This is a genomic window from Mycobacterium sp. NPDC003449 (assembly GCF_053588415.1).
The window spans coordinates 1-22,833 of the sequence record NZ_JBSFPX010000116.1 but is presented as its reverse complement, the minus strand read 5'-3'; the positions used below and the strand labels follow the sequence as shown (position 1 = coordinate 22,833).

20 protein-coding genes and 1 pseudogene are annotated in these 22,833 nt (G+C 67.6%); 11 read left to right on the top strand and 10 right to left on the bottom strand.

Annotation, left to right across the window (positions count from 1 at the left end):
• Positions 1-116: 116 nt before the first annotated feature.
• The 6 genes and pseudogenes from ACWDTP_RS24980 to ACWDTP_RS24955 form a co-directional block, all read right to left on the bottom strand.
• Positions 117-350: pseudogene (locus ACWDTP_RS24980) on the bottom strand (transglycosylase family protein); the annotation flags it as partial.
• Positions 351-1,495: 1,145 nt separating this feature from the next.
• Positions 1,496-2,068 (bottom strand): molybdenum cofactor guanylyltransferase, encoded by a 573-nt coding sequence (gene mobA, locus ACWDTP_RS24975; protein WP_450024755.1) that lies wholly within the window; start codon positions 2,066-2,068, stop codon positions 1,496-1,498.
• A gap of 28 nt (positions 2,069-2,096) precedes the next feature.
• On the bottom strand, positions 2,097-3,179 hold the full coding sequence (locus tag ACWDTP_RS24970) for a 2-oxoacid:ferredoxin oxidoreductase subunit beta (protein ID WP_450024751.1): 1,083 nt from the start codon (positions 3,177-3,179) through the stop codon (positions 2,097-2,099).
• Entirely contained in the window at positions 3,176-5,110 is a 1,935-nt protein-coding gene (locus tag ACWDTP_RS24965; protein ID WP_450024749.1) for a 2-oxoacid:acceptor oxidoreductase subunit alpha, read from the bottom strand. Before ACWDTP_RS24965 ends, ACWDTP_RS24970 begins: the two co-directional genes overlap by 4 nt.
• Before the next feature lie 360 nt (positions 5,111-5,470).
• On the bottom strand, positions 5,471-6,292 hold the full coding sequence (locus tag ACWDTP_RS24960; protein ID WP_450024753.1) for a PfkB family carbohydrate kinase: 822 nt from the start codon (positions 6,290-6,292) through the stop codon (positions 5,471-5,473).
• A 124-nt stretch (positions 6,293-6,416) separates the two neighbouring features.
• Complete coding sequence (locus tag ACWDTP_RS24955; RefSeq protein WP_450024747.1) at positions 6,417-7,421, bottom strand: LacI family DNA-binding transcriptional regulator; 1,005 nt, start codon at positions 7,419-7,421, stop codon at positions 6,417-6,419.
• 153 nt (positions 7,422-7,574) lie between these two features.
• Between ACWDTP_RS24955 and ACWDTP_RS24950 the strand changes: the two genes are divergently transcribed.
• The 5 genes from ACWDTP_RS24950 to ACWDTP_RS24930 are packed head-to-tail and all read left to right on the top strand — an operon-like array spanning position 7,575 to position 12,403.
• Complete coding sequence (locus tag ACWDTP_RS24950) at positions 7,575-8,741, top strand: phytanoyl-CoA dioxygenase family protein (RefSeq protein ID WP_450024745.1); 1,167 nt, start codon at positions 7,575-7,577, stop codon at positions 8,739-8,741.
• Positions 8,738-9,745, top strand: a complete 1,008-nt coding sequence (locus ACWDTP_RS24945) for a Gfo/Idh/MocA family protein (RefSeq protein WP_450024743.1) — start codon at positions 8,738-8,740, stop codon at positions 9,743-9,745. Before ACWDTP_RS24950 ends, ACWDTP_RS24945 begins: the two co-directional genes overlap by 4 nt.
• The gene (locus tag ACWDTP_RS24940) at positions 9,742-10,617 is read left to right on the top strand and encodes a sugar phosphate isomerase/epimerase family protein (RefSeq protein ID WP_450024741.1); all 876 of its coding nucleotides are present in this window, start codon (positions 9,742-9,744) and stop codon (positions 10,615-10,617) included. The genes ACWDTP_RS24945 and ACWDTP_RS24940 overlap by 4 nt, the downstream gene beginning before the upstream one ends.
• Positions 10,614-11,606 (top strand): Gfo/Idh/MocA family protein, encoded by a 993-nt coding sequence (locus tag ACWDTP_RS24935; RefSeq protein WP_450024739.1) that lies wholly within the window; start codon positions 10,614-10,616, stop codon positions 11,604-11,606. The genes ACWDTP_RS24940 and ACWDTP_RS24935 overlap by 4 nt, the downstream gene beginning before the upstream one ends.
• Entirely contained in the window at positions 11,603-12,403 is an 801-nt protein-coding gene (locus ACWDTP_RS24930) for a TIM barrel protein (RefSeq protein ID WP_450024737.1), read from the top strand. Before ACWDTP_RS24935 ends, ACWDTP_RS24930 begins: the two co-directional genes overlap by 4 nt.
• A gap of 289 nt (positions 12,404-12,692) precedes the next feature.
• On the opposite strand, the gene ACWDTP_RS24925 is transcribed toward ACWDTP_RS24930, so the two are convergent.
• The 4 genes from ACWDTP_RS24925 to ACWDTP_RS24910 all read right to left on the bottom strand — a co-directional run bounded on the left by ACWDTP_RS24925 (position 12,693) and on the right by ACWDTP_RS24910 (position 16,519).
• Complete coding sequence (locus ACWDTP_RS24925) at positions 12,693-13,508, bottom strand: ATP-binding cassette domain-containing protein (RefSeq protein ID WP_450024735.1); 816 nt, start codon at positions 13,506-13,508, stop codon at positions 12,693-12,695.
• 4 nt (positions 13,509-13,512) lie between these two features.
• Positions 13,513-14,571, bottom strand: coding sequence for an ABC transporter permease (locus ACWDTP_RS24920; RefSeq protein WP_450024733.1), 1,059 nt, complete (start codon positions 14,569-14,571; stop codon positions 13,513-13,515).
• 2 nt (positions 14,572-14,573) lie between these two features.
• Positions 14,574-15,560 carry a substrate-binding domain-containing protein gene (locus tag ACWDTP_RS24915; protein WP_450024731.1) on the bottom strand — a complete coding sequence of 329 codons (987 nt, stop codon included), beginning with the start codon at positions 15,558-15,560 and terminating at the stop codon, positions 14,574-14,576.
• A 221-nt stretch (positions 15,561-15,781) separates the two neighbouring features.
• Entirely contained in the window at positions 15,782-16,519 is a 738-nt protein-coding gene (locus tag ACWDTP_RS24910) for a GntR family transcriptional regulator (protein ID WP_450024729.1), read from the bottom strand.
• A 202-nt stretch (positions 16,520-16,721) separates the two neighbouring features.
• On the opposite strand from ACWDTP_RS24910, the gene iolC reads away from it, so the two are divergent.
• From iolC to ACWDTP_RS24880, 6 genes are all read left to right on the top strand, one after another.
• Positions 16,722-17,699 (top strand): 5-dehydro-2-deoxygluconokinase, encoded by a 978-nt coding sequence (iolC, locus tag ACWDTP_RS24905; protein ID WP_450024728.1) that lies wholly within the window; start codon positions 16,722-16,724, stop codon positions 17,697-17,699.
• Positions 17,692-18,576, top strand: coding sequence for a Cgl0159 family (beta/alpha)8-fold protein (locus ACWDTP_RS24900; RefSeq protein WP_450024726.1), 885 nt, complete (start codon positions 17,692-17,694; stop codon positions 18,574-18,576). The genes iolC and ACWDTP_RS24900 overlap by 8 nt, the downstream gene beginning before the upstream one ends.
• A 2-nt stretch (positions 18,577-18,578) precedes the next feature.
• The gene (iolB, locus tag ACWDTP_RS24895; RefSeq protein WP_450024724.1) at positions 18,579-19,454 is read left to right on the top strand and encodes a 5-deoxy-glucuronate isomerase; all 876 of its coding nucleotides are present in this window, start codon (positions 18,579-18,581) and stop codon (positions 19,452-19,454) included.
• 3 nt (positions 19,455-19,457) lie between these two features.
• Entirely contained in the window at positions 19,458-21,407 is a 1,950-nt protein-coding gene (gene iolD, locus ACWDTP_RS24890) for a 3D-(3,5/4)-trihydroxycyclohexane-1,2-dione acylhydrolase (decyclizing) (RefSeq protein ID WP_450024722.1), read from the top strand.
• Between the two features lie 11 nt (positions 21,408-21,418).
• Entirely contained in the window at positions 21,419-22,450 is a 1,032-nt protein-coding gene (locus ACWDTP_RS24885) for a Gfo/Idh/MocA family protein (protein WP_450024720.1), read from the top strand.
• Between the two features lie 40 nt (positions 22,451-22,490).
• On the top strand, positions 22,491-22,833 hold a 343-nt coding region (locus tag ACWDTP_RS24880; RefSeq protein ID WP_450024718.1), incomplete at its 3' end, for a DUF222 domain-containing protein.

Here is a 22,833-nt window from a genome sequence, read left to right as displayed (position 1 = left end):
TACCACACAGTCCCACCCACCCCTCGGCCCCCCCCCCCCGCTCTCCGCTGGGGGCCAATGTCCCGGGGCGGGGGGGCCCGCCACCGCTTCTGCGCAACGTTCTCGACGAGCTGGTGTTACCCGCGCCCGCCGCACACCGGCCAGGCACCGATGCCCTGGCTCGCCAGCACGTTCTCGGCGACCCGGATCTGCTCCGAGCGCGACGCGTTGTGCGGCGAACCGCTGCCACCGTTGGCCCGCCAGGTGCTCATGGTGAACTGCAGGCCGCCGTAGTAGCCGTTGCCGGTGTTGGTCGACCAGTTGCCACCCGACTCGCAGGCCGCAACCCGATCCCAGTTGACACTGTCCGCATTGGCGGTGCCGGTCGCCAGCGCCATCGGAGCCACCGCGAGGGCACCGGTGATGGCCGCCAGGCCGAGCGTCTTGCGGATGTTCTTCACTTCGTTCCTTTCGCCACGCGCGCGCCATCGACACCCGGTTTCGCGGGTGTTGGTTTCTGCCGGACGACAGCCGGGCAGGAGGGGTTGGTTCGCGCCGTCTCGGTCAGGCGCGAAAGCGGGGGCCAGACTGCCCTGCCGGGGTATCAGTCCCGGCCTCCGCGGGGCGCAATCACCGCCGCGGCCCCGCTCACACACAGGTTCGTGGTTTTGAAATTATTTGCTCCGTTGGGAGTCGTTAGAGAACGTACAAAGGTCACGGGCAGAAGTCATGCCGGTGTCGAGACGATCGCGGGAAGATCACGGCTAGATAACGACACGATGAGAGATTCGTTTATGCAGGTCAACTCTTGCTTTTAAACGCCAGGAAGTCCGGCTAATCAAAATTTCAAACGTGATATAGATCACGGGGTTTTTGTGAGTTGGACCACCGCAAACGCGCCGGCCGGCGGCCGATCGCCGGACATGCGGCCACCAAGCACCGCCCAAACCCGCAGGTCAATGCCATCGGCGGGTGTTAACGTAGCGGTCACAGGCGAATTCGTTCGCTGCCGAGCCGGGCCTCACCTGCCGCCGGACTCTCGATGAATAGCATTGCAGATCAACGCCTTTCGCCTATCGCCCACATCGGCCCCCTGCCGTCGACGGGCCGGTAAGATCGCCCAGGCAACTCCAAAGTCCGGACAGCACAATATATTTCGGTCTCAACCGGACCGATGGCAGTCCTCAGGAAACACGAACATCCGAAGGTCAGACGGTCACATCTCGGCAAAGAGCATGGTCAGTGCCGTGCCAATGCCCCGAATTGCGCCCGACGTCCAGGCACCGGGCAATTAATCAGCACCGCACTGACCAGCCTGCTCTTCGAGATATCAACGTACCCAAGCAATCTCGGAGACCGGACACCGACAATCACCGGAATGGGCACGATACCCACGCACCGAAGCGGAAATTATTTGATGACGAAACTATCGCCATATAATATCGGAACGATAAATTCGGCGGAATTAGGCGACAAATTCGAAATTTGCTGGCACGTCCGACCCGAAATTCTGACGTCAGGACAGGTCCTCGGCCGAGTTGACATTGGTCAACGCCCGCTGCGGCTCCATCACGATCCGCTGCGTATCGACGGACTCGGCGAGCGCCCGCATACTTCGCTCCCCGGCGGCCACCAGTGCCGAGATCCGCTGGGTCAGATCGGTGCGGTAGATGCCCGCCAGATAGTGGTCGCGGCCGTCCCACGGCAGCACGATGTCGGCGCGCAGCCGTTGCGCGGGCCCGACCAGGGCGTCGATCAGCCCACCGGACAGGTAGGGCATGTCGACCGCGCAGACGAAGGCCAGCTCACATCCGGACTCGGCGGCCGCCCGCAAGCCCCGGCCGGTGGCCACCAGCGGTCCGACACCACGAACTTCGTCGCGCAGCACGTCTGCGGTCAACTCGGGTAGCGGCTGGCCGGGTGCGGCGATGACGAACACCGGGGCGCAGCGCCCGGCGACGGCCGACACCACCCGCTGCACCATCGTCGAGCCCTCGAACGGCAGGGTCGCCTTGTCCCGCCCCATCCGGCGCGACGCACCGCCGGCCAGCACCACGGCGGCGAGCGGATCGGCACCCGGCGGGTTCAGTCCCGGTTGGTGCGAGTTGTGAGTGTTACTAGTCGACGGTCCAGGTGTCTTTGCCACGCAGCAAGGATTGCAGAGCGGCGGTGTCATGGGGCTTGGATTGGACGGCCGTGTCGACCTGGTTGCGGGCCGCGTCGTCGTAGGTGGGCCGGCTGACCTGGCGGAAGATGCCCATCACCATGTGGTCGAGATTCTGTTCCGACAGCCGCGACAACGCGAACGCATATGCGGGATCGTCGAGTTCGGCGTTGTGCACGACGATCTCGTCGGCCGCGACGTCGGCGGTCTTGGCCACCTCGAGGCCGTAGCCCGACTTCACCACGCAGTACTCGCCGTCGGCGCCGAAGGTGATCGGCTCACCGTGCGCCACGGTGATCAGCCGCTCCTCGGCGCCCTCCTTGCGCAGGGCGTCGAAGGAACCGTCGTTGAAGATCGGGCAGTCCTGCATGATCTCGACCAGCGCGGCACCACGGTGCGCGGCGGCGCCCCGTAACACCTCGGACAGCCCCTTGCGATCGGAATCCAATGCCCGGCCGACGAACGTGGCCTCGGCGCCCAGCGCCAGCGAGACCGGGTTGAACGGGTAGTCCAGCGACCCCATCGGCGTCGACTTGGTGATCTTGCCGACCTCCGAGGTCGGCGAGTACTGCCCCTTGGTCAGCCCGTAGATCCGGTTGTTGAACAGCAGGATCGTGATGTTCATGTTCCGGCGCAGCGCGTGGATCAGATGGTTGCCGCCGATCGACAGCGCGTCGCCGTCGCCGGTCACCACCCAGACCGACAGGTCCGGCCGGGCCAGCGCCAGACCGGTCGCGATGGTCGGGGCACGGCCGTGGATCGAGTGGAAACCGTAGGTCTCCAGGTAATAGGGGAACCGGCTGGAACATCCGATACCGCTGATGAACGCGATGTTCTCGCGCCGCAGGCCCAGCTCGGGCAGGAAGTTGCGGATGGTGTTGAGGATGACGTAGTCACCGCATCCCGGGCACCACCGGACCTCCTGGTCGCTGGTGAAGTCCTTCCCCTTCTGCGGCTGGTCGGTGGTGGGCACCAGGGCGGTCTTGCTCAGGCCGCCATCGGTCAGTCCCAGTTCCGTGCCGATAAGGTCAGTCATGCGTCTGCTCCCACAGTCTCGACAGTGGCCGCCGCCAGCCGGGCGAACTTGGCCTTGTCGCTTTCCTTTTCACCCAGCGTGCCGTCCAGGGCGGCATCGATGATGCCTTCGACCTCGTCGGCCAGGAAGGCCATGCCCTCGACCTTGGTCACCGACTGGACATCGACCAGGTATCTGCCGCGCAGCAGCAGCGCGAGCTGCCCCAGGTTCATCTCGGGCACAACGACCTTGGGGTAGCGCCGCAGCACCTCGCCGAGGTTGGCCGGGAAGGGGTTCAGGTTCCGCAGATGAGCCTGCGCCACCTTGACACCCTTGCGCCGGGCCCGCCGGCAGGCCTCGCCGATCGGCCCGTAGCTGCTGCCCCAGCCGAGCATCAGCAACTCGGCGTCGCCACTGGGATCGTCGACCTCAAGATCGGGCACGCTGATGCCGGCGATCTTCTCGTGGCGCAACCGCACCATCAGGTCGTGGTTCTTGGGCTCGTAGGAGATGTTGCCCGAGCCGTTGGCCGCCTCCAGCCCGCCGATGCGATGCTCCAGGCCGGGGGTTCCCGGCACCGCGAACTGCCGCGCCAGCGTCTCGGGATCCCGCGCGTAGGGCTGGAACGGTTCGCCTTCCTTGGCGAACGTGTGCTCGATCGGCGGGTAGCTGCCGAGGTCGGGAATCTGCCACGGCTCCGAGCCGTTGGCCACCGCACCGTCGGACAGGATGATGACCGGGGTGTGATAGTTGATCGCGATCCGCGCGGCCTCCACGGCGACGTCGAAGCAGTCCGACGGTGAGCGCGGCGCCAGCACCGCGACCGGCGATTCGCCGTTGCGGCCGAACAGCGCCTGCAGCAGATCGGCCTGCTCGGTCTTGGTCGGCAGGCCCGTGGACGGGCCACCGCGCTGCACATCGATGACGATCAGCGGCAGTTCGGTCATCACCGCGAGCCCGATGGCCTCGGATTTGAGCGATACGCCGGGGCCCGACGTGCTGGTCACGCCGAGGGCACCGCCGTAGGAGGCACCGATCGCGGCGCCGATGCCGGCGATCTCGTCCTCGGCCTGGAAGGTCAGGACATTGAAGTTCTTGTGCTTGGACAGCTCATGCAGGATGTCGGAGGCCGGGGTGATCGGGTACGTGCCCAGCACCACCTGGACCTCGGCGAGATGCCCTGCGGTGACGATGCCGTAGGCCAGCGCGGTGTTACCCGAGATCTGCCGGTACTCACCGGATTTGAGCTTGGCCGGGGACACCTCGTAGGTGGTGGCGAACGCCTCGGTGGTCTCGCCGTAGTTCCAGCCCGCCTTGAGCGCCAGCACGTTGGCCTCGGCGATATCGGGCTTACGGGAGAACTTCTCCCTGATGAAGCTCTCGCTGTGCTCGAGTTCGCGTCCGTACATCCAGGACAGCAGCCCCAGGGCGAACATGTTCTTGGCGCGCTGACCGTCCTTCTTGGTGGCGCCGATCGCCTCGACCGCACCGAGGGTCAGGGTGGTCATCGCGACGGACTGCACGACGTAATCCGAGAGTTCGTCGGTGTCCAGCGGATTGGCCTGGTAGCCGACCTTGGCCAGGTTGCGCTTGGTGAACTCATCGGAGTTGGCGATGATCAGACCACCGCGCGGCAGGTCGGAGACGTTGGCCTTGAGCGCGGCCGGGTTCATCGCGACGAGGACGTCGGGACGGTCACCGGCGGTCAGGATGTCGTAGTCGGCGATCTGGATCTGGAAGGACGACACCCCCGGCAGCGTGCCCTGGGGTGCGCGGATCTCGGCGGGGTAATTCGGCTGGGTGGCGAGGTCGTTGCCGAAGAGTGCGGCCTCGGAGGTGAAGCGGTCGCCGGTCAGCTGCATGCCGTCGCCGGAGTCACCCGCGAACCGGATGACGACCTTCTCCAGCTTCTGCCGCGGTGCGACACTGTTGCCGTTGCCGTTGTCACCCACGGCTCCCGCCTTTCACGCGTCATTCGGTCACGTCGCACCGATTCGCCGTATTCGACCGCCCGCTGCGACGGCCCTGGTGGGGCGCGTAGCGCCGCCGGTTCGACGTACACCAAATTTTGATGTCACTGCCAGTACCGATTATTGCATTGTTCTTAGGCTCCGATTCACCCCGTCGGGGGTTGACACGCGGACGACTCTGCGCGGAAGGTGCTGCTCACTGCCGTGAAGCCGGCCGCGATGCGACAGGACTGTGGTTTTCATCACGTTTAGGAGAATGACATTCTCTAAGGAAAATCTACCCGCGGGTAGCCCACCTCCAGACCGGGTTGACACCTGTCAACCCAAGCCTTCGACCTGCGATTACACCCGATCGGCTGCGGCGTGCACGCGTTTGTCCAACTCGCGTGCCACCAGCGCGCTGGCCAGCTCCGCGGCGCGGCCCGGCGCGTCGCCGGCGGCCCGGTGCGCGACGTAGCAGGCGGTGAACATGTCCCCCGCGCCCGTGGTCTGCACGCCGAGCACCGGCCAGGCCGCCGGAACCCGCATGACGGTGCCGTCCATATAGATGTCGCAGCCCTCGGAGCCGTAGGTGACCAGGATCTCGGGGACACCGAGCCGTCGGGCGGTCGACGCGTCGAAGCTGCCGCCGGCGACGATGACGGCCTCGTCCTCGGCGAGTTTGAGGATGTCCAGGTGGGTCAGCAGGTCCGGCGGGAAATGACGGTCCTCGACCAGCGGGCCCAGCCGGTCGGCGCGCACCAGGCCCTGCCCGTCGTAGGCGATGCGGTGCCCACGCGCGGCCAGCGCGGCGAGCGCGTCGGCCGGGAAATCGGTGCGCAGCAGCGGCGCCAGGTGAACCCAGGTCGTCACCGGATCCGCGGCCTCGATATCGGCCGCGGTCCACACCGGGCCGAGCGCCTGCACCCCCATGTGGCGGTGGTCGGTGTCGTCGTAGTCGAGGCTGAACGAGCTGGTCGCGGCCGACGGCAGGATCTGCACGAGGTCACCGAACCGGTCCAGCAACGGGTCGAACAGCGTGTGGTCGCGTTCGGCACCCATCGCGACGATCCGGCCGGTCCCGCCCGCGGCCCGCAAGGCCACCCCGGCGAACGATGCGCAGCCGCCCGGGCTCGGCGGGGCGCCGTCGATGATGTCGATCGCCAGATTGCCCAGCACGGTCACGCCGGGGACAAGGTCTGGCCGCATCAGTCGATTCTCCCCGATCGTGTCTGTTCGCGGCCGACGCGCCCGCGTGGCCGTGCCGCGAAATGGTAGCGGCAAACGCTGGGAACCGAGCATCGGACGGTCACGCCGGAACGTTGTACGGGGTGACGACCTGGATCGGGGCCGGCCGGACCGGCTCGGCCGGCAGCGCCCCGTGTTGCTGCAGCAGCAGCCGCATCGCCAGCCGGGCGTCGGCCCGCAGATCGTTGTGCAGCACCACCGAGATCCTGCCCTCCCGCAGCAGCCGCCGGTTGTCGGCGTCGAGGTCGTGGGCGATGAAAACGTTGCACGTGCGTCCCATTTTCTCGAAGGCCTCCACCGTGGCGGTGTTGCCGCCGCCCGGCGAATAGACCGCCCGTACCGACGGGTGGCGCCGCAGCGCTTCGAGCACCAGCCCTTCGTTGGTGGCGTCGATGCCGTCACTGTCGGTCACCTCGACCACGGTGCGCCCGGAGTTCCTCAGCCCGGCCCGGAAGCCGACCTCGCGCTCCCCTTCACCGCGGAACACCGTGCGGCTCAGGGTGATCAGGACGTCGGACGGGGTGGTGCCGAGCCACTGCCCGAGCAGGTAGGCCGCGGTCGCACCGGCCCCGTGGTTGTCGATGCCGACGTAGGCGCAGCGCGCGCTGGCCGGGATGTCGGTGGTGTAGGTGACCACCGGAATTCCGGCGGCGACGAGGCGGTCCAGCGCCTCGGCCACCTCGGGTTCGTCGGCCGCCTTGAGCACCACGCCGTGGCTGCTGCGGATACCGGCCAGGGTGTCGACCATCCGGGCCGCCGAACCCGATTCCCACAGGTGGAACCGGGCCCGCAGGACGGCCGGTGCGAAGGCCGGCAACTCGGCCTCCACCGCGGCCCGAAACGCATCGGAGAACCGCCGCGGCGTCTGCATCACCACGTCGATCAGGTAGCGCCTGCCGTTGAGCCGCAGCTGCGCCTGTTGTTTGTCGAGGTCCGCGATCGCCTGACGGACCTCGGCCCTGGTGTTCTCGCGCACTCCCGGGCGGTCGTTGAGGACGCGGTCGACGGTGGCCTCGCTCAAACCGCACTGCTGCGCGATCTCGCGGACCTTGTAGCGGTGCGCCAATCTGGGTCCCCCACTTTCCCGGCGAGCAGACGCGGGGGTACCCCATTTCGGCCCCGACCGGGTACGCAAGCGTCTGCTCGCGGAATCTGCTGATGGTTTTTTGATGGATTTATGCCGTTGATTGTGGCACACCACACAGCAAGACTGGCAGCCATGACTTCAGCTGCGGCACGCCTCGCCGGCCGGGCCTGGATCGAGGACGACGACTGCTCACTCGACGACTTCCGGTTACACGTCTCCCGGACCACCGACGCATCCGACTACCCGCTCGCCACCGAGATCCGGCAGAACGTGCCGGTGTACTCCGCGTCGGCGGTCGCGGGCGCCGACCGCCGCGCCCTGCAGTCGGAGTTGATCGCCGCGCTGGGCGACGGACCGGGCGTGGTGGTGTTCGCCGAGGCCTTCGGCGCCGATGTGGTCGACCGGGCCGGCGCGGCGTTCACCGCGCTGATCGAGGCGCAACACGCCGACGGCGCCGCAGCGGGCGATCACTTCGGCAAGGCGGGCGCCAACGACCGCATCTGGAACGCCGCCCAGAAGCTCGCGGTGCATTCCCCCGACGTCTACGCCGAGTACTACGCCAACGACACGCTGGCCCTGATCTGCCAGGCCTGGCTCGGGCCGCGCTACCAGCTGACGTCACAGGTCAACGTCGTCAATCCCGGTGGCGCTGCGCAGGTTCCGCACCGCGACTACCATCTCGGCTTTGTCACACCCGATCAGCTGGCCGGCTACCCGGCCCATCTGCACAGGCTCTCGCCCGCGCTGACCCTGCAGGGGGCGGTCGCCCACTGCGATATGCCGCAGCTCAGCGGGCCGACCATGCTGCTGACGTATTCGCAGACCTTCGAGCCCGGATACATCGCGTTCTACCGTCCGGAGTTCATCGAATACTTTGCCGCGCACCAGGTTCAGATCCCGCTGCGCAAAGGTGACGCGGTGTTCTTCAACCCGGCGCTCTACCACGGAGCGGGCACCAACACCTCACCCGGCATCCGGCGGATGGCCAACCTGCTGCAGATCTCGTCGCCGTTCGGCCGGGCGATGGAATCGCTCGACCGCACCGCCATGGTCCGCGCGGTGTATCCGGCGCTGCTGGCCATGAAGGCCGCCGGGCGCGGCGAGCGGGACCTGGCCAATGTGGTCAACGCCACCGCCGAGGGATACGCCTTCCCGACCAACCTCGACCTCGACCAGCCCATCGGCAGCCTGGCACCGCTCAGCCAGGTCGACGTGGTGCTGGCCGCGCTCGCCGACGGGCTCCCACCCGCCGAACTCGACACCATCCTCGCTCAGCAGAACGAACGGAGAATCCCATGACCACCCTCGGCGTCATCGGACTGGGCCGCATCGGCGCCTTCCACGTCGAAACCCTGTCCGGACTGGACGGCATCGATGGGCTGATCGTCGCCGATGAGCGGCCCGATGTGGTCGCCGCGGTCGCCGCCGAACACGGTGCCAAACCGGCCGATTCGGTCGAGGAGCTGCTGGACTCCGGAATCGACGGCGTCGTGGTGGCCGCGGCCACCCCCGCCCACGCCGAGCTGACCCTGGCCGCCGTGCACCGGGGGCTGCCGACGTTCTGCGAGAAACCGATCGCCGCAGGCGCCGCCGAAAGTGCCTGTGTCGCCGAAGCGATCGCGCGATCGGGAGTGCCGGTGCAGGTCGGCTACCAGCGCCGGTTCGATACCGCGTTCGCCGAGGCCAAGCGCGCGGTCGATTCGGGCTCGCTCGGGCACCTGCACACCGTCCGCAGCACCACGATGGATCCCGCTCCCCCGCCGATGGATTACATCAAGGGCTCCGGTGGGATCTTCCGCGACTGCGCGGTCCACGATTTCGACGTGCTGCGCTGGATCACCGGTCAGAACGCCGTCGAGGTGTACGCCACCGGAACCGTGCAGGGCGACCCGCGGTTCGCCGAGTACGGCGACGTCGACACCGCGGCGGTGATGGTGACATTCGACGGGGGTGCCATCGGCATCGTCTCGGCCGCCCGCTACAACGCCCGCGGATACGACTGCCGGCTGGAGGTGCACGGGTTCAACGACTCGGTGGCCGCCGGCTGGGATCAGGGCGTTCCACTACGGAACACGCATCCGCACAACACCTTTCCCTCCGGGCCGTATCACCACTTCTTCATGGACCGGTTCACCGACGCGTTCCGCGCCGAGCTGTCCGGGTTCGTCTCGGTGGTCGGTGGCGCCGAGATCCCCGGCGCCACCGTCGCCGATGCCGTCGAGGTGGCCTGGCTGGCCGAGGCCGCCACGGAGTCGCTGCGTCGCGGCGCGCCGGTGCGGATCGGGGAGGTACGAAACGCATGAGCGACGCGGGAATCAAAATCGCCGGGGCGCCGATCTCGTGGGGCGTGTGCGAGGTGCCGGGCTGGGGTTATCAGCTACACCGCGACCGCGTCCTCTCCGAGATGCGCGACGCCGGACTGACCGCCACCGAACTCGGGCCCGACGGGTTCCTGCCGAGCGACACCGCCGAGCTGACCGAGCTGCTCGATGCACATCACCTTTCCTGCGTCGGCGGGTTCGTCCCGGTCGTCCTGCACGACGCCGCCCACGACCCGGCCGGCGATCTGGCCGGCCCGCTGGCCTCGTTGCGTGCGGCCGGCGCGGGTGTGGTGGTGCTGGCCGCGGCCACCGGCGCCGACGGCTACGACGCCCGGCCCGAACTCGACGACGACCAGTGGGCCACTCTGCTGGCCAACCTCGACCGGCTGTCGGATATCGCGGCGGGCTCGGGACTGCTCGCGGTGCTGCACCCGCACGTCGGCACCATGGTGGAAACCCGCGCCGACGTGGACCGGGTGCTGGCCGGCTCGTCGATCCCGCTGTGCCTGGACACCGGGCACCTGCTGATCGGCGGCACCGACCCGCTGGAGTTGGCCAAGGCGGTGCCCGAGCGCATCGCGCACACCCATCTCAAGGATGTCGACGCCGCCCTGGCCGGCCAGGTTCAGGCCGGCGAGATCAGCTACACCGACGCGGTGCGGGCCGGCATCTACACGCCACTGGGCACCGGTGACATCGACGTGGCGGCCATCGTTTCGGTATTGCGGGACAACGGTTTCGACGGTTGGTTCGTGATGGAGCAAGACACCATTCTGACCGCAGAGCCCACCGATGAAGGCCCGCTGCGCGATGTGCTGGCCAGCGTGGCCTACCTCAAGGCCGCGACCGCATGAGCGAGTTGGGTATCGGGATACTCGGAGCCTCCCGGATCGCCGAGAAGGCCATCGTCGGCCCGGCCCGCGAGCTCGGTCACCGCCTGGTGGCGGTGGCCGCCCGGGACCGCGGCCGTGCCGAGGTCTTCGCCGAGAAGTACGGCGTCGAGAAAGTGCTCGGTTCCTATGCCGAGCTCATCGAGGACCCCGAGGTCGACGTCGTCTACAACCCGCTGGCCAATGCCCTGCATGCGCCGTGGAATCTGGCTGCCATCGCCGCGGGCAAGCCGGTGCTCAGCGAGAAACCGTTCGCCCGCAACAGGTCCGAGGCCGCGACAGTGGCCCAGGCCGCCGAATTGGCCGGAGTGCCGATCCTGGAAGGATTTCATTACTTCTTCCACCCGGTGACCCGGCGCGCATTCGCCCTGGCCTCCGGTGGCGAGCTGGGCCGCATCACCCGGGTCGAGGTGCGGATGGCGATGCCCGCGCCCGATGACGACGATCCCCGCTGGTCGCTGGAGCTGGCCGGCGGCGCCCTGATGGACCTCGGCTGCTACGGACTGCATGTCATGCGCTCGCTGGGCCGCCTCGATGTCGCCGGACTGGGCGGTGAGCCGTCGGTGACGGCGGCCCGGTTCGAGGAACGCACCGCGGGCGTGGACGCGTGGTGCGATGTCGAGCTGGGCTTCCCCGGCGGTGGCACCGGCCTGAGTGCCAACTCGATGGTGGCCGAGGAGCGTTCGTTCACCATCCACATCGCCGGCGACGACGGCGAATTGCTGGTGCACGATTTCATCCGCCCCAATGACGACGATCGGCTCACGGTCCGGACGGCGGCCGGTGAGCGGGTGGAGCGGTTGGGCACCCGGGCCAGCTACACATACCAGTTGGAGGCGTTCGCCGAGCACGTGAAGGACGGTACGCCGCTGCCGTTCGGCGCGGCGGATGCGGTGGCCAACATGTCCTATGTCGACGCCGCCTACCGGGCGGCCGGGCTGGAGCCGCGATGACGGTCCCTGAGGGCGTGGCAGGGACATTCGACCTCGCGGTCTGCGCCGAGATGGTGTTCACCGATCTCGATATCGTGCAGCGGGTCCGGCGGATTTCGGATCTGGGCTTCGCGGTGGAGATCTGGAGCTTTCACGACAAGGACCTCGATGCGCTCGCCGCCACGGGTGCGCGCTTCTCCTCCATGACGGGATACCTGCACGGCGATCTCTACGATCCCGAGGGGGCCCGCGAGGTCGTGCGGACAGCCAGGCGGGCGATCGAAGCTGCTGCGGGCCTGGGCGTTCCACGTCTCGTCGTACATCCGGGAGAACTGGTCGACGGGCAGGCCGCCCGGCCGCGGTACCGGGCCACCGGCGAGATGTGGCTGTCGGCGCAGCGTGGGCTGGCGGCGCTCGGCAAATTGGGCGCCGAGGCCGGCGTCACGTTCTGCCTGGAGAACCTCAACACCGTCGTCGATCATCCCGGAGTGCCGCTGGCCCGCGCCAAGGACACGCTCGCACTCATCGAGGCCGTGGCACACCCCAATGTCAAGATGATGCTCGACCTGTATCACGCTCAGATCGGCGAGGGCAATCTCGTCGAGTTGGTCCGCCGGGCCGGATCGGCGATCGGTGAGATCCAGGTCGCCGATGTGCCGGGCCGCTGCGAACCGGGGACCGGAGAGATCCACTATCCGGCGGTGGCAAAGGCGCTGCGGGACAGCGGCTATACCGGCACCGTCGGTATGGAGGCCTACGCCGCGGGCGACAGCGTCGTTGCGCTGGACGCCTTCCGCGCCGCGTTCACCCTCACTTAGCTCCGCGAGCGTGCGTGTCTGTTGCCCGCCACACCGCAAATCCACCTGCAAACGCGCACGCTCGTCAGCGCCGAATGCCCCCGGCCGGCAGTGGCGGGTCTTCGAGATCTAACAGGAAATCCTCTGGCAGTTGCTCGCCGGGCCACGCGCACCTGCGCGTCGCAATCGGCTGGATGCGCGACAACTTCGCCGAACCGACGGGGCCCTGAGGCGCGGCGAGCGTGCGCAAAATGCTGACTTTTCACGGCATGTCGGGCAGCAGACGCGCACGCTCGCGGTGCATGGTGAACTAACGGCGCAGCTCGTGGGAGAGCGCCTCGAGTTCATTGCCGCCGGCCATCTCCTGGGTGAGGACCTCCAGCGTGATCTCGTCGTAGCTGCAGTCCAGTTTCTGCCTGCCCCGGTTGAGCAGCACGAAATGATCGCCGACCATATGCGCGTGGTGCGGATTGTGGGTGATGAAGACGACGCCGAACCCCTGCTCCCTGGCCGCGGTGATGTAGCGCAGCACCATGCCTGACTGTTTGACCCCGAGCGCCGCGGTGGGCTCGTCGAGGATCAATACCCTGGCGCCGAAGAAGATCGCCCGCGCGATCGCCACACATTGGCGCTGTCCGCCGGACAGGGTTCCGATGGGGGCGTCCACATCGGGCAGGTCGATGCCCATTTTCTGCAGCTCGGAAATCGTGGTCGCCCGCATCGCGGAGATGTCGAGCGACTTCAGCAGGCCCTTCTTGCGCAGCTCATTGCCGAGAAAGAAGTTGCGCCACACCGGCATCAGGGACACCACGGCCAGGTCCTGGTAGACCGTGGCGATACCCGCCTTCAGCGAATCCTTGGGCGATTCGAAGACCGTCGGCTTACCGTCGATGAGCAGCTCGCCCTCGGTCGGCTTGTGCAGGCCGGCGATGATCTTGATCAAGGTCGACTTGCCCGCACCGTTGTCCCCCAGCACACCGGTCACCTCACCCGCCCCCACCCGCAGGTTGATGTCCTTGAGCGCGATGATGTTTCCGTAGCTCTTCCCGACATTCTTGAGCTCGACCAGCGCCCCGTCGCCGCCCGACGGGGTCTCGGCGATCGGAGCTTCCGCAGTTGTGCTCATCCACTTACCTTTTCGCTGCGTAGTTGCGGACGACGTTGTTCGCGATCACCGCGAACAACAGCATCGCGCCGAGGAAGAACTTGAACCAGTCCGGGTTCCAGCCGGCGTAGACGATGCCCTGGTTGGTCATGCCGAAGATGAACGCGCCGATCAGGGTGCCGATGGCGGTGCCGTAGCCACCCGTCAGCAGGCACCCGCCGATCACCGCGGCGATGATGTAGAAGAATTCGTTGCCGATCCCCTGCCCGGACTGCACCGTGTTGAACGAGAACAGCAGGTGCATTCCGACGAACCAGGCGCAGAACCCGACCAGCATGAACAGGCCGATCTTCACCTTGGTCACCGGAACGCCGACCGCACGGGCGCTGTCCTGATTGCCGCCGACGGCGAAGATCCAGTTTCCGACCCGGGTTTTGAACAACACATACGTCGCGATCGCGGTGAACAGGACCCACCACAACACCGTGACCCGGACCGAAACCCCGAAGACGGTGAACGAGGACGCGAAAACCAGCCTGCCGGAATCGAACCCCTGCATATCCGACACGCTCGGGGTGGCGACCTGGCCGGACAGCAGTTTGGTGACCGCCAGATTGATGCCGGTGAGCATGAAGAACGTACTGAGCGTGATGAGGAACGACGGGATCTTGGTCCTCATCACCAGATAGCCGTTGAAGAAGCCGACCGCCAGTGCGATCACCAGCGCCAGCACCGCACCGACCCACAGGTTGAGGTGCAGGTTGTAGGAGAGCATCGAGGCGGCCAGGGACGCCGTGGTCACCGCGACGCCCGAGGACAGGTCGAACTCACCGCCGATCATCAGTACCCCGACCCCGACGGCCATGATGCCGATCGTCGAACTCGCGTACAGCACCGTCGCCAGCGCTTCCGGGGTCCGGAACGGCGGGGCCACGACGAGGAACAGCACGAAGATGCCGATCGCACCGATCGCCGCGCCCATCTCCGGACGGATCAGCAAGCGCTGCAGCCGGTTCTGCTCACGCACCCGCTCGTCCCGGACCACCGTGTGGGTTCCGAGATCGAGATCTGCCTGGGTACTCATCGCTATCGTGTCCCGTTCCTGGCGTATTCGGCCACGGCCTCGATGTTCGTCTTGTCGATGAACGACGGCCCGGTGAGGGTGGCCTGGTTACCGCCGATCACGTTGCCGTTGGTCAGGTACAGCCACAGCGAGTCGACGGCCAGGTAGCCCTGCAGGTAAGGCTGCTGATCGACGGCCCACTGCACGTCACCGTTGTTGATCGCGTCGACCAGTGCCGCATTGGTGTCGAAGGTCGCCACCTTGGCCTTGCTGCCGGCGTTACGCACCGACTGCACGGCCGTCAGCGCGAACGGCGCACCCAGGGTCAGGACCGTGTCAACGCTCGGATCCTGTTGCAGCTTTGCGGTAATCGTCGACTCCACCGACGGCATGTCCTTGCCGTTGACGTTGAGCACCTCGACGGCGGGGAAGGTGTTCTTGACGCCGGCGCAGCGGGCCTCAAGGTCGACGTGGCCCTGCTCCTGGATCACACAGATGACCTTCTTGGCTCCCTCGGCGGCCAGCCGTTTACCGGTTTCCTGACCGGCGATGTACCCGTCCTGGCCGAAGTACTCCTTGACCCCCATCGCCTGCCAGGCGTCCAGCCCCGCATTGAACGCGACGACCGGAATCCCCTTGGCCGTGGCGTTTTCGATGGACGGCTTCATCGCGTCGGGTTTGGCCAGGGTCACGGCGATGCCCTTGACGCCACTGTCGACCGCGGTCTGCACGAGGTTGGCCTGATTGGGGGCCTCGGGGTCGTTGGAGTAGCGCAGTTCGAGGTTGTCCTTCTTGGCGGCGGTCTCGGCGCCCTTACGGACCAGATCCCAGAACGAGTCGCCGGGCACCTCGTGGGTGATCATCGCGATCGTCATCCGCGGGGTGTCGACGCTGCCCCCTCCCGCATCGCCGCCGCTGCTGTCGGGTCGACCGCCGGTGCTGGAGCACGCGCCGGTGCCCAACACGAGCACGCCGGCACCAGCCACCGCGACGAGCCGACTGAACCTCATTGTTTCTCCTTGTCATCGACCTCGCCGCGGTGCCTGCCCGCCCGGTCTACGGAGACAGTGACACGGCCTCACCGCTGATGTAATACCGATCACATCCGAAAGTCAAGACTTTGTTCGGACATTAGGACCGCCTATCAAATTCTATCCGCGACGTCGCGAAACACCCGGAAGAATGCCATTCTTCCTACGAACTACTCTGCCGCAGAGCATATTTGACACCATCACCGGTCGACGAGGGTGGTGTCGAAGTAATACCGCGACGCCCGGTAGGCGTGGCTTCCGTACTCGACGATGCGCCCGGAATCGTCGAAGGCCGTGCGCTCCATCACCAACAGCGGGGCCTTCGGTTTCTCATCGAGCAGCTTGGCCTCGTCGCGGTCGGCCGCCTTGGCACCGATCCGCTGGCGCGCCAGCCGAATGTGCACACCCCGCGACCGCAGCGACTGGTAGAGCCCGGCCCGTTCCAGTTCATCGCGATCCGGCGCGATCCCGACCGGCAGGTAGTTGGTCATCAGCGCCAACGGCTGACCACCGGAGGTGCGCAACCGTCGCATGGTGGCCACCTGACCACCCACCTCCAGGTTGAGCCGTTCGGCGATCTCCTCGGCGGCGGGCCCCACGGTGTATTCGAGCACCCTGGTGGTGGGCTCCTGGCCGGCCCGCACCAGATCGTCGTACAGACTCGTCAGCTCGACGGGGCGGTGCACGGGGGTCTGGACCACCTGGGTGCCGACCCCACGCTTGCGCACCAGCAAGCCCTTCTCGACGAGTTCCTGAATGGCACGCCGGGTGGTCGGGCGCGACAGGTTAAGCCGGCCCGCCAACGCCAGCTCGTTCTCGAACCGGTCGCCGGGCTTGAGTTGTCCTTCCAGGATGGCCTTTTCGAAAACCTGGGCGACCTGGAAGTAGAGCGGTACCGGGCTCGAACGGTCGAGTTCGACAGACAGCGTCGTGGTCACTTCCGCTCCGATCCTCGTGCGTCCCGCGCCCGATCCGGGCGGCGTGGCCTCTCAGCGTACCGGCAAATGACTGGAAGTAAGAATGTCCGAACAAAGTCTTGACAGCGCACGGCGACGGGGAGCACAGTCGAGATCGAGAGCAGGAGGACTCCGCTCGATCTCAGGCCTATTCGCATATGCACGCCGCACCAGGGAGTCGACCGTGACCGATACCGCCCACCAGCCATTCGATGCAATCGCCATCGGACGCTGCGGTGTGGACGTGTACCCGCTACAGATCGGGGTGGGACTAGAGGACGTCGAATCCTTCGGAAAGTTCCTGGGCGGCAGCGCCGCCAACGTCGCGGTCGCCGCGGCCCGGTTGGGTAACCGCAGCGCGCTCATCTCCGCGGTCGGCGACGACCCGTTCGGCCGGTACGTCCGCACCGAACTCGCCGGCCTCGGCGTCGACAACCGGTTCGTCGGCACCCACGCCGAGTACCCGACACCGGTGACCTTCTGCGAGATCTTCCCGCCCGACGACTTCCCGCTCTACTTCTACCGCAAGCCCTCCGCCCCGGACCTGCAGATCCGCCGGGACGAGATCGATCTGGCCGCGGTGCGCGACGCCAGGCTGTGCTGGTCGACGGTGACCGGGCTCTCCGAGGAACCCAGCCGCAGCGCACATTTCGCAGCCTGGGAGGCCCGCTCACGGGCGCCGCTGACCGTGCTGGACCTTGATTACCGGCCGATGTTCTGGGCGACGCCCGCCGCGGCCACCGAGCAGGTTCGGCGGGCACTGCAGTACGTCACCGTCGCGGTCGGCAACCGCGAGGAGTGCGAAATCGCGGTCGGTGAGACCAACCCGCACAAGGCCGCCGACGCACTCCTGGACCTCGGCGTCACGCTGGCGATCGTCAAACAGGGCCCGCGCGGTGTGCTGGGCAAGACCAGGCACACCGCGGTGACCGTGCCGCCCAACGAGGTCGACGTGGTCAACGGGCTCGGAGCCGGGGATGCCTTCGGCGGCAGCCTGATCCATGGCCTGCTGCACGAATGGCCGCTGGAGAAGACCCTGCGCTACGCCAACGCCGCCGGTGCGATCGTGGCCTCACGTCTCGAATGCTCCACCGCGATGCCGACCGCGGCGGAGGTGGCCGGCCTCGCCGAGCGGACCGCGGACGAGGCCGTGAATGTCTGAATCGGCCGTCTGCACGAGCTACCCGGAGATCACCGAACTGCGGGCCGCCGAGCCCGCCGCGGTCGCCGCGGCGTGGCGGAAACGCATTACCCGCCCGACGGTACGCGGCGACGGCAGGCTGATGATCCTCGCCGCCGACCATCCGGCCCGCGGCGCGCTCTCGGTCGGGTCGCGGCCGACCGCGATGAACAGCCGGATCGACCTGTTGGACCGGTTGCGCACCGCGCTGGCCGACCCGGGCGTGGACGGGGTGCTGGCCACCGCCGACATCCTCGACGACCTCGTGTTGCTCGGCGCGCTGGAGGACAAGGTGGTGTTCTCCTCGTTCAACCGCGGCGGCCTGGCCGGATCGAGCTTCGAATTGGACGACCGGATGACCGGGGCCACCGCGGCGTCGACCGCGGCCGCCCGGATGAACGGCGGAAAGATGCTGTGCCGCATCGACCTCGACGATCCGGCCACGGTGTCCACGATGGCGGCCTGCGCGCGGGCGGTCGACGAACTCGCGGCGCTCGGCCTGATCGCCCTGCTGGAGCCGTTCCTGTCCACCCGGGCCGACGGCAGGGTCCGCAACGATCTGAGCCCCGACGCGGTGATCAAGTCCGTACACATCAGCCAGGGTCTCGGATCGACATCGGCCTACACCTGGATGAAGCTGCCCGTGGTCCCCGACATGGACCGGGTGATGGAGTCGACGACCATGCCGACACTGCTCCTCGGCGGCGACCCGCCCGATCCCGGACAGGCATTCGCGAGCTGGGAGAAGGCGCTGGCGTTGCCTTCGGTGCGCGGCCTGATCGTCGGCCGCACCCTGCTCTATCCGGCCGATGACGATGTACGCTCCGCCGTCGCCACCGCCGTGAAGATGGTGCGGTGACCATGGAACCGAAACTCTACGTCCCGGCCGGGAGCGCGCCGGCGCCCTACACGGTGGAGATCACCCCGGAATCGGCAGGCTGGGCCGAATCCTCGCTGCGGGTCGTCGATCTCGACCGGGCCGGCCCGATCTCGCTGACCACCGGGGACACCGAGGCGATGATCCTGCCGCTGGCCGGGGGTGGCACCGTCGAATGCGACGGGGAGGTCTTCGAGCTGGCCCCGCGCGCGTCGGTATTCGCCGGTCCCGCCGACATGGTCTACCTCGGCATCCATCAGGCCTACACACTGGCCGGTCACGGCCGCGTCGCGATCTGCGGCGCCAGGGCAACGCGGTCGTTCCCGAACCGTCGGGTGGCGGCGGCCGACGTGCCGGTCGAACTGCGCGGTGCGGGCAACTGCAGCAGGCAGGTACACAACTTCGGCACCGCGACGACCTTCGAAGCCGATTCGCTGATCGCCTGCGAGGTGATCACCCCCGGCGGGAACTGGTCGAGTTATCCCGCGCACAAACACGATGAGAACACCGAGGTGGAATCCCAGCTCGAGGAGATCTACTACTTCGAGATCGACGACAGCCCGGTCGGCACACCGGGATTCGGCTACCACCGGGTGTACGGCACCCCACAGCGCCCCATCGAGGTGCTCGAAGAGGTCCGCACCGGCGATGTGGTGCTGGTCCCCCACGGCTATCACGGGCCCTCGATCGCCGCGCCGGGTCACCACATGTACTACCTCAACGTCATGGCCGGCTCGGGTCCGGACCGGGCCTGGCTGATCTGCGACGACCCCAACCACACCTGGCTGCGCGACAGCTGGGAACACCAGGAGATCGATCGCCGGCTGCCGTTCGGCACCGGCCCTCGCGAAGGAGCCTGAACCGTGGTGTCCACCGCACCCAAAGCCGCCGGCAAGACCGCCGATTCCGAGCGAACCGTACGACTCACGGTGGCCCAGGCCATCGTTCGTTTCCTGGCCAACCAGTACGTCGAGCGCGACGACGAGCGCACCAAGTTCTTCGCCGGATGCCTCGGAATCTTCGGCCACGGCAACGTCGCCGGCCTCGGGCAGGCGCTGCTGCAGGACGAGCTGCAGGCACTCGACGCCGGGCACCCGCCCGGCCTGAAGTATGTGCTGGGCCGCAACGAGCAGGCCATGGTGCACACCGCGGTCGCCTATGCCCGTCAGAAGGACCGTCTGCAGGCCTGGGCGGTGACCGCCAGCGTCGGGCCGGGCTCCACCAACATGCTGACCGGCGCCGCGCTGGCGACGATCAACCGGCTGCCGGTGCTGCTGCTGCCGGCGGACACCTTCGCCACCAGGGTCAGCGCCCCGGTGCTGCAGGAGCTGGAGCTGCCGTCCTCGGGGGACGTCACGGTCAACGACGCGTTCAAACCGCTGTCGCGCTACTTCGACCGGGTCTGGCGGCCCGAGCAGCTGCCCGCCGCGCTGCTCGGCGCCATGCGGGTGCTGACCGATCCCGTCGAGACCGGGACCGCGACGATCGCCATCCCGCAGGACGTCCAGGCCGAGGCCCACGACTGGCCCGAATCCCTGTTCGCCGAACGGACCTGGCATATTGCCCGGCCGCCCGCCGAGACCGCGGTGATCGCCAGGGCCGCCGAGGTGATCCGGTCCGCCGCCCGGCCGTTGATCGTGGCCGGCGGCGGGGTCATCTACTCCGGCGCCTGCACCGCCCTCGCGGCGTTCTGTGAGCAGACCGGCATCCCGGTCGCCGAGACCCAGGCCGGCAAGGGGTCGCTGCGCTACGACCATCCGCAGGCGGTCGGCGCGGTCGGTTCGACCGGCACCACGGCCGCCAACGCGCTGGCCGCCGAAGCCGACGTCGTCATCGGGATCGGCACCCGCTACAGCGATTTCACCTCGGCGTCCCGCACCGCGTTCAACCACCCGGACGTGCGGTTCGTCAATGTCAATGTGGCGTCACTGGATTCGGTCAAGCAGGGCGGCATCAGCGTCGTCGCCGATGCCCGCGAGGCCGTCGAGGCACTGGCGGCCGCCCTGGCCGACCACCGGGTCGCCGAGGACTACCACGGCCGGGTGCGCGAGCTCGCCGCGGAATGGGACGCCACCGTCGGCGCGGCCTACGCCACCGAGCAGGGCGCGCCGCTCAACCAGAACCAGGTGATCGGCCTGGTGAACACGCTGTCGGACCCGAAGGACATCGTGGTGTGCGCCGCGGGCTCGATGCCCGGCGATCTGCACAAGCTCTGGCGTACCCGCGACCGCAAGGGCTACCACGTCGAATACGGGTACTCGTGTATGGGTTACGAGATCGCCGGCGGCATCGGGGTGCGGATGGCCGCACCCGACCGCGATGTCTTCGTGATGATCGGCGACGGCTCATATCTGATGATGGCCACCGAGATCGTCACCGCGGTCCAGGAGGGCGTCAAGATCATCCCGGTCCTGGTGCAGAATCACGGATTCGCCTCCATCGGTGGGCTTTCGGAGTCGGTCGGCTCCCAACGCTTCGGCACCGCATACCGGTACCGCGGTGCCGACGGCCGCCTCGACGGCGACCCGCTGCCGGTGGATCTGGCCGCCAACGCCGCCAGCTTTGGCGCCGACGTCATCAAGGTGAGCACCGCCGCGGAGTTCGCCGATGCCGTCAAAGCCGCCAAGGCCGGCGACCGCGTCACCGTCATCCACGTGGAGACCGATCCGCTGGTGTCCGCCCCGGACAGCAACTCGTGGTGGGACGTCCCGGTCAGCGCGGTGTCCACCTTGGAATCCACCCAGGCCGCTTACCAACGTTATCTGGACTGGAAGAAAGTCCAACGCCCCCTTGTCAATCCGTCCGACCGCTAGCCAGGAGGACCATGTCAGACCTGCGTGTCGCCGTGCTCGGTGTCGGCATCATGGGCGCCGACCATGTTGAGCGGGTGACGTCCCGCATCTCCGGAGCCCGGGTGACCGTGGTCAACGATTTCCTGCCCGATCGGGCCGAACAGGTCGCCGCGGGTGTCCCGGGCTGTCGGGTGGTGGGCGATCCCCTGGCGGCGATCGCCGATCCCGACGTCGACGCCGTCGTGCTCGCCACCCCCGGGCCCACCCACGACAAGCAACTGCTGGCCTGCCTCGAGCACCGCAAGCCGGTGCTGTGCGAGAAGCCGCTGACCACCGACGTGGCGACCTCGCTCCAGGTGGTGCGCGCGGAGGCCGAGCTGGGCGAGCGGCTGATCCAGGTCGGTTTCATGCGCCGCTTCGACCCCGAGTATGTGCAGTTGAAGGCGCTGCTGGAGGCCGGCGAGTTCGGCCGGGCGCTGCTGCTGCACTGTGTGCACCGCAACCCGACGGTGCCGCCCAGCTTCGACAGCTCGATGATCGTCAAGGACTCCCTGGCCCACGAGGTCGATGTGACCAGGTTCCTGTTCGACGAGGAGATCACCTCGATTCAGATCATCAAGCCGTCGGTCAATCCCGGTGCCCCCGAGGGGATTCAGGACCCTCAGATCGCCGTCATGACCACCGGCACGGGCAGGCATGTCGACGTCGAGCTGTTCGTCACCACCGGGGTGGCCTACGAGGTCCGCACCGAATTGGTCGGCGAGAAGGGTTCGGCGTTCATCGGACTCGACATCGGCCTGATCCGCAAAGGCGCACCGGGGGTCTGGGGCGGGCAGATCACCCCCGGCTTCCGGGAGCGGTTCGGGCGCGCCTATGACATCGAGCTCCAGCGTTGGGTGCACGCGGTCCAGCAGGGTGTGACCACCGGGGACTACACGGACGGGCCCACCGCGTGGGACGGTTACGCGGCCGCGGCGGTATGCGCGGCGGGAGTCGAATCGCTGCGAACCGGTCTGCCGGTCGAGGTGGACATGGTGGCCCGCGACTCCATTCCGGGCGGGTGATGCACTTGTTGCGTACAGCGCTCAGCTTGTCGGTGGTCGCTTGTATGTTCGATTCATGCGGGCAGGTGCGGTCGAAGCGGTGGCGGTGTTGCGGGCTGCCTTCGACGCGTTCGCGGCCTGTGATGTCGAGGCGTTGTCCCGGGCCGAGTTGGTGGCGGTGCTCGATGAGTACGAGGAACTGACATGCCAGCTGCCGTCCCTGTCGCATCGGATGCTGGCGCGGTTGCAGGCTGAGGCGACGCCGCGGGAGATGCGCGCCAAGTCGTGGAACGAGGTGCTGCGCATCCGCTGGCGGCTCTCCACTGCGCAAGCGTCCCGCCGCTTAGGGGAGGCCGCCGAGCTGGGGCCGCGCCGCGCGTTGACCGGGGAGTCGTTGGCGCCGT

Excerpts from the sequence above, each read along its gene's own strand:
- ACWDTP_RS24945 (WP_450024743.1), top strand. The coding sequence starts at position 8,738 with ATGACCACCCTCGGCGTCATCGGACTGGGCCGCATCGGCGCCTTCCAC.
- ACWDTP_RS24930 (WP_450024737.1), top strand. The coding sequence starts at position 11,603 with ATGACGGTCCCTGAGGGCGTGGCAGGGACATTCGACCTCGCGGTCTGC.
- iolB (WP_450024724.1), top strand. The coding sequence starts at position 18,579 with ATGGAACCGAAACTCTACGTCCCGGCCGGGAGCGCGCCGGCGCCCTAC.
- ACWDTP_RS24940 (WP_450024741.1), top strand. The coding sequence starts at position 9,742 with ATGAGCGACGCGGGAATCAAAATCGCCGGGGCGCCGATCTCGTGGGGC.
- ACWDTP_RS24970 (WP_450024751.1), bottom strand. The coding sequence starts at position 3,179 with ATGACTGACCTTATCGGCACGGAACTGGGACTGACCGATGGCGGCCTG.
- ACWDTP_RS24935 (WP_450024739.1), top strand. The coding sequence starts at position 10,614 with ATGAGCGAGTTGGGTATCGGGATACTCGGAGCCTCCCGGATCGCCGAG.
- ACWDTP_RS24950 (WP_450024745.1), top strand. The coding sequence starts at position 7,575 with ATGACTTCAGCTGCGGCACGCCTCGCCGGCCGGGCCTGGATCGAGGAC.
- ACWDTP_RS24915 (WP_450024731.1), bottom strand. The coding sequence starts at position 15,560 with ATGAGGTTCAGTCGGCTCGTCGCGGTGGCTGGTGCCGGCGTGCTCGTG.
- ACWDTP_RS24885 (WP_450024720.1), top strand. The coding sequence starts at position 21,419 with ATGTCAGACCTGCGTGTCGCCGTGCTCGGTGTCGGCATCATGGGCGCC.
- ACWDTP_RS24900 (WP_450024726.1), top strand. The coding sequence starts at position 17,692 with ATGTCTGAATCGGCCGTCTGCACGAGCTACCCGGAGATCACCGAACTG.
- ACWDTP_RS24925 (WP_450024735.1), bottom strand. The coding sequence starts at position 13,508 with ATGAGCACAACTGCGGAAGCTCCGATCGCCGAGACCCCGTCGGGCGGC.
- ACWDTP_RS24920 (WP_450024733.1), bottom strand. The coding sequence starts at position 14,571 with ATGAGTACCCAGGCAGATCTCGATCTCGGAACCCACACGGTGGTCCGG.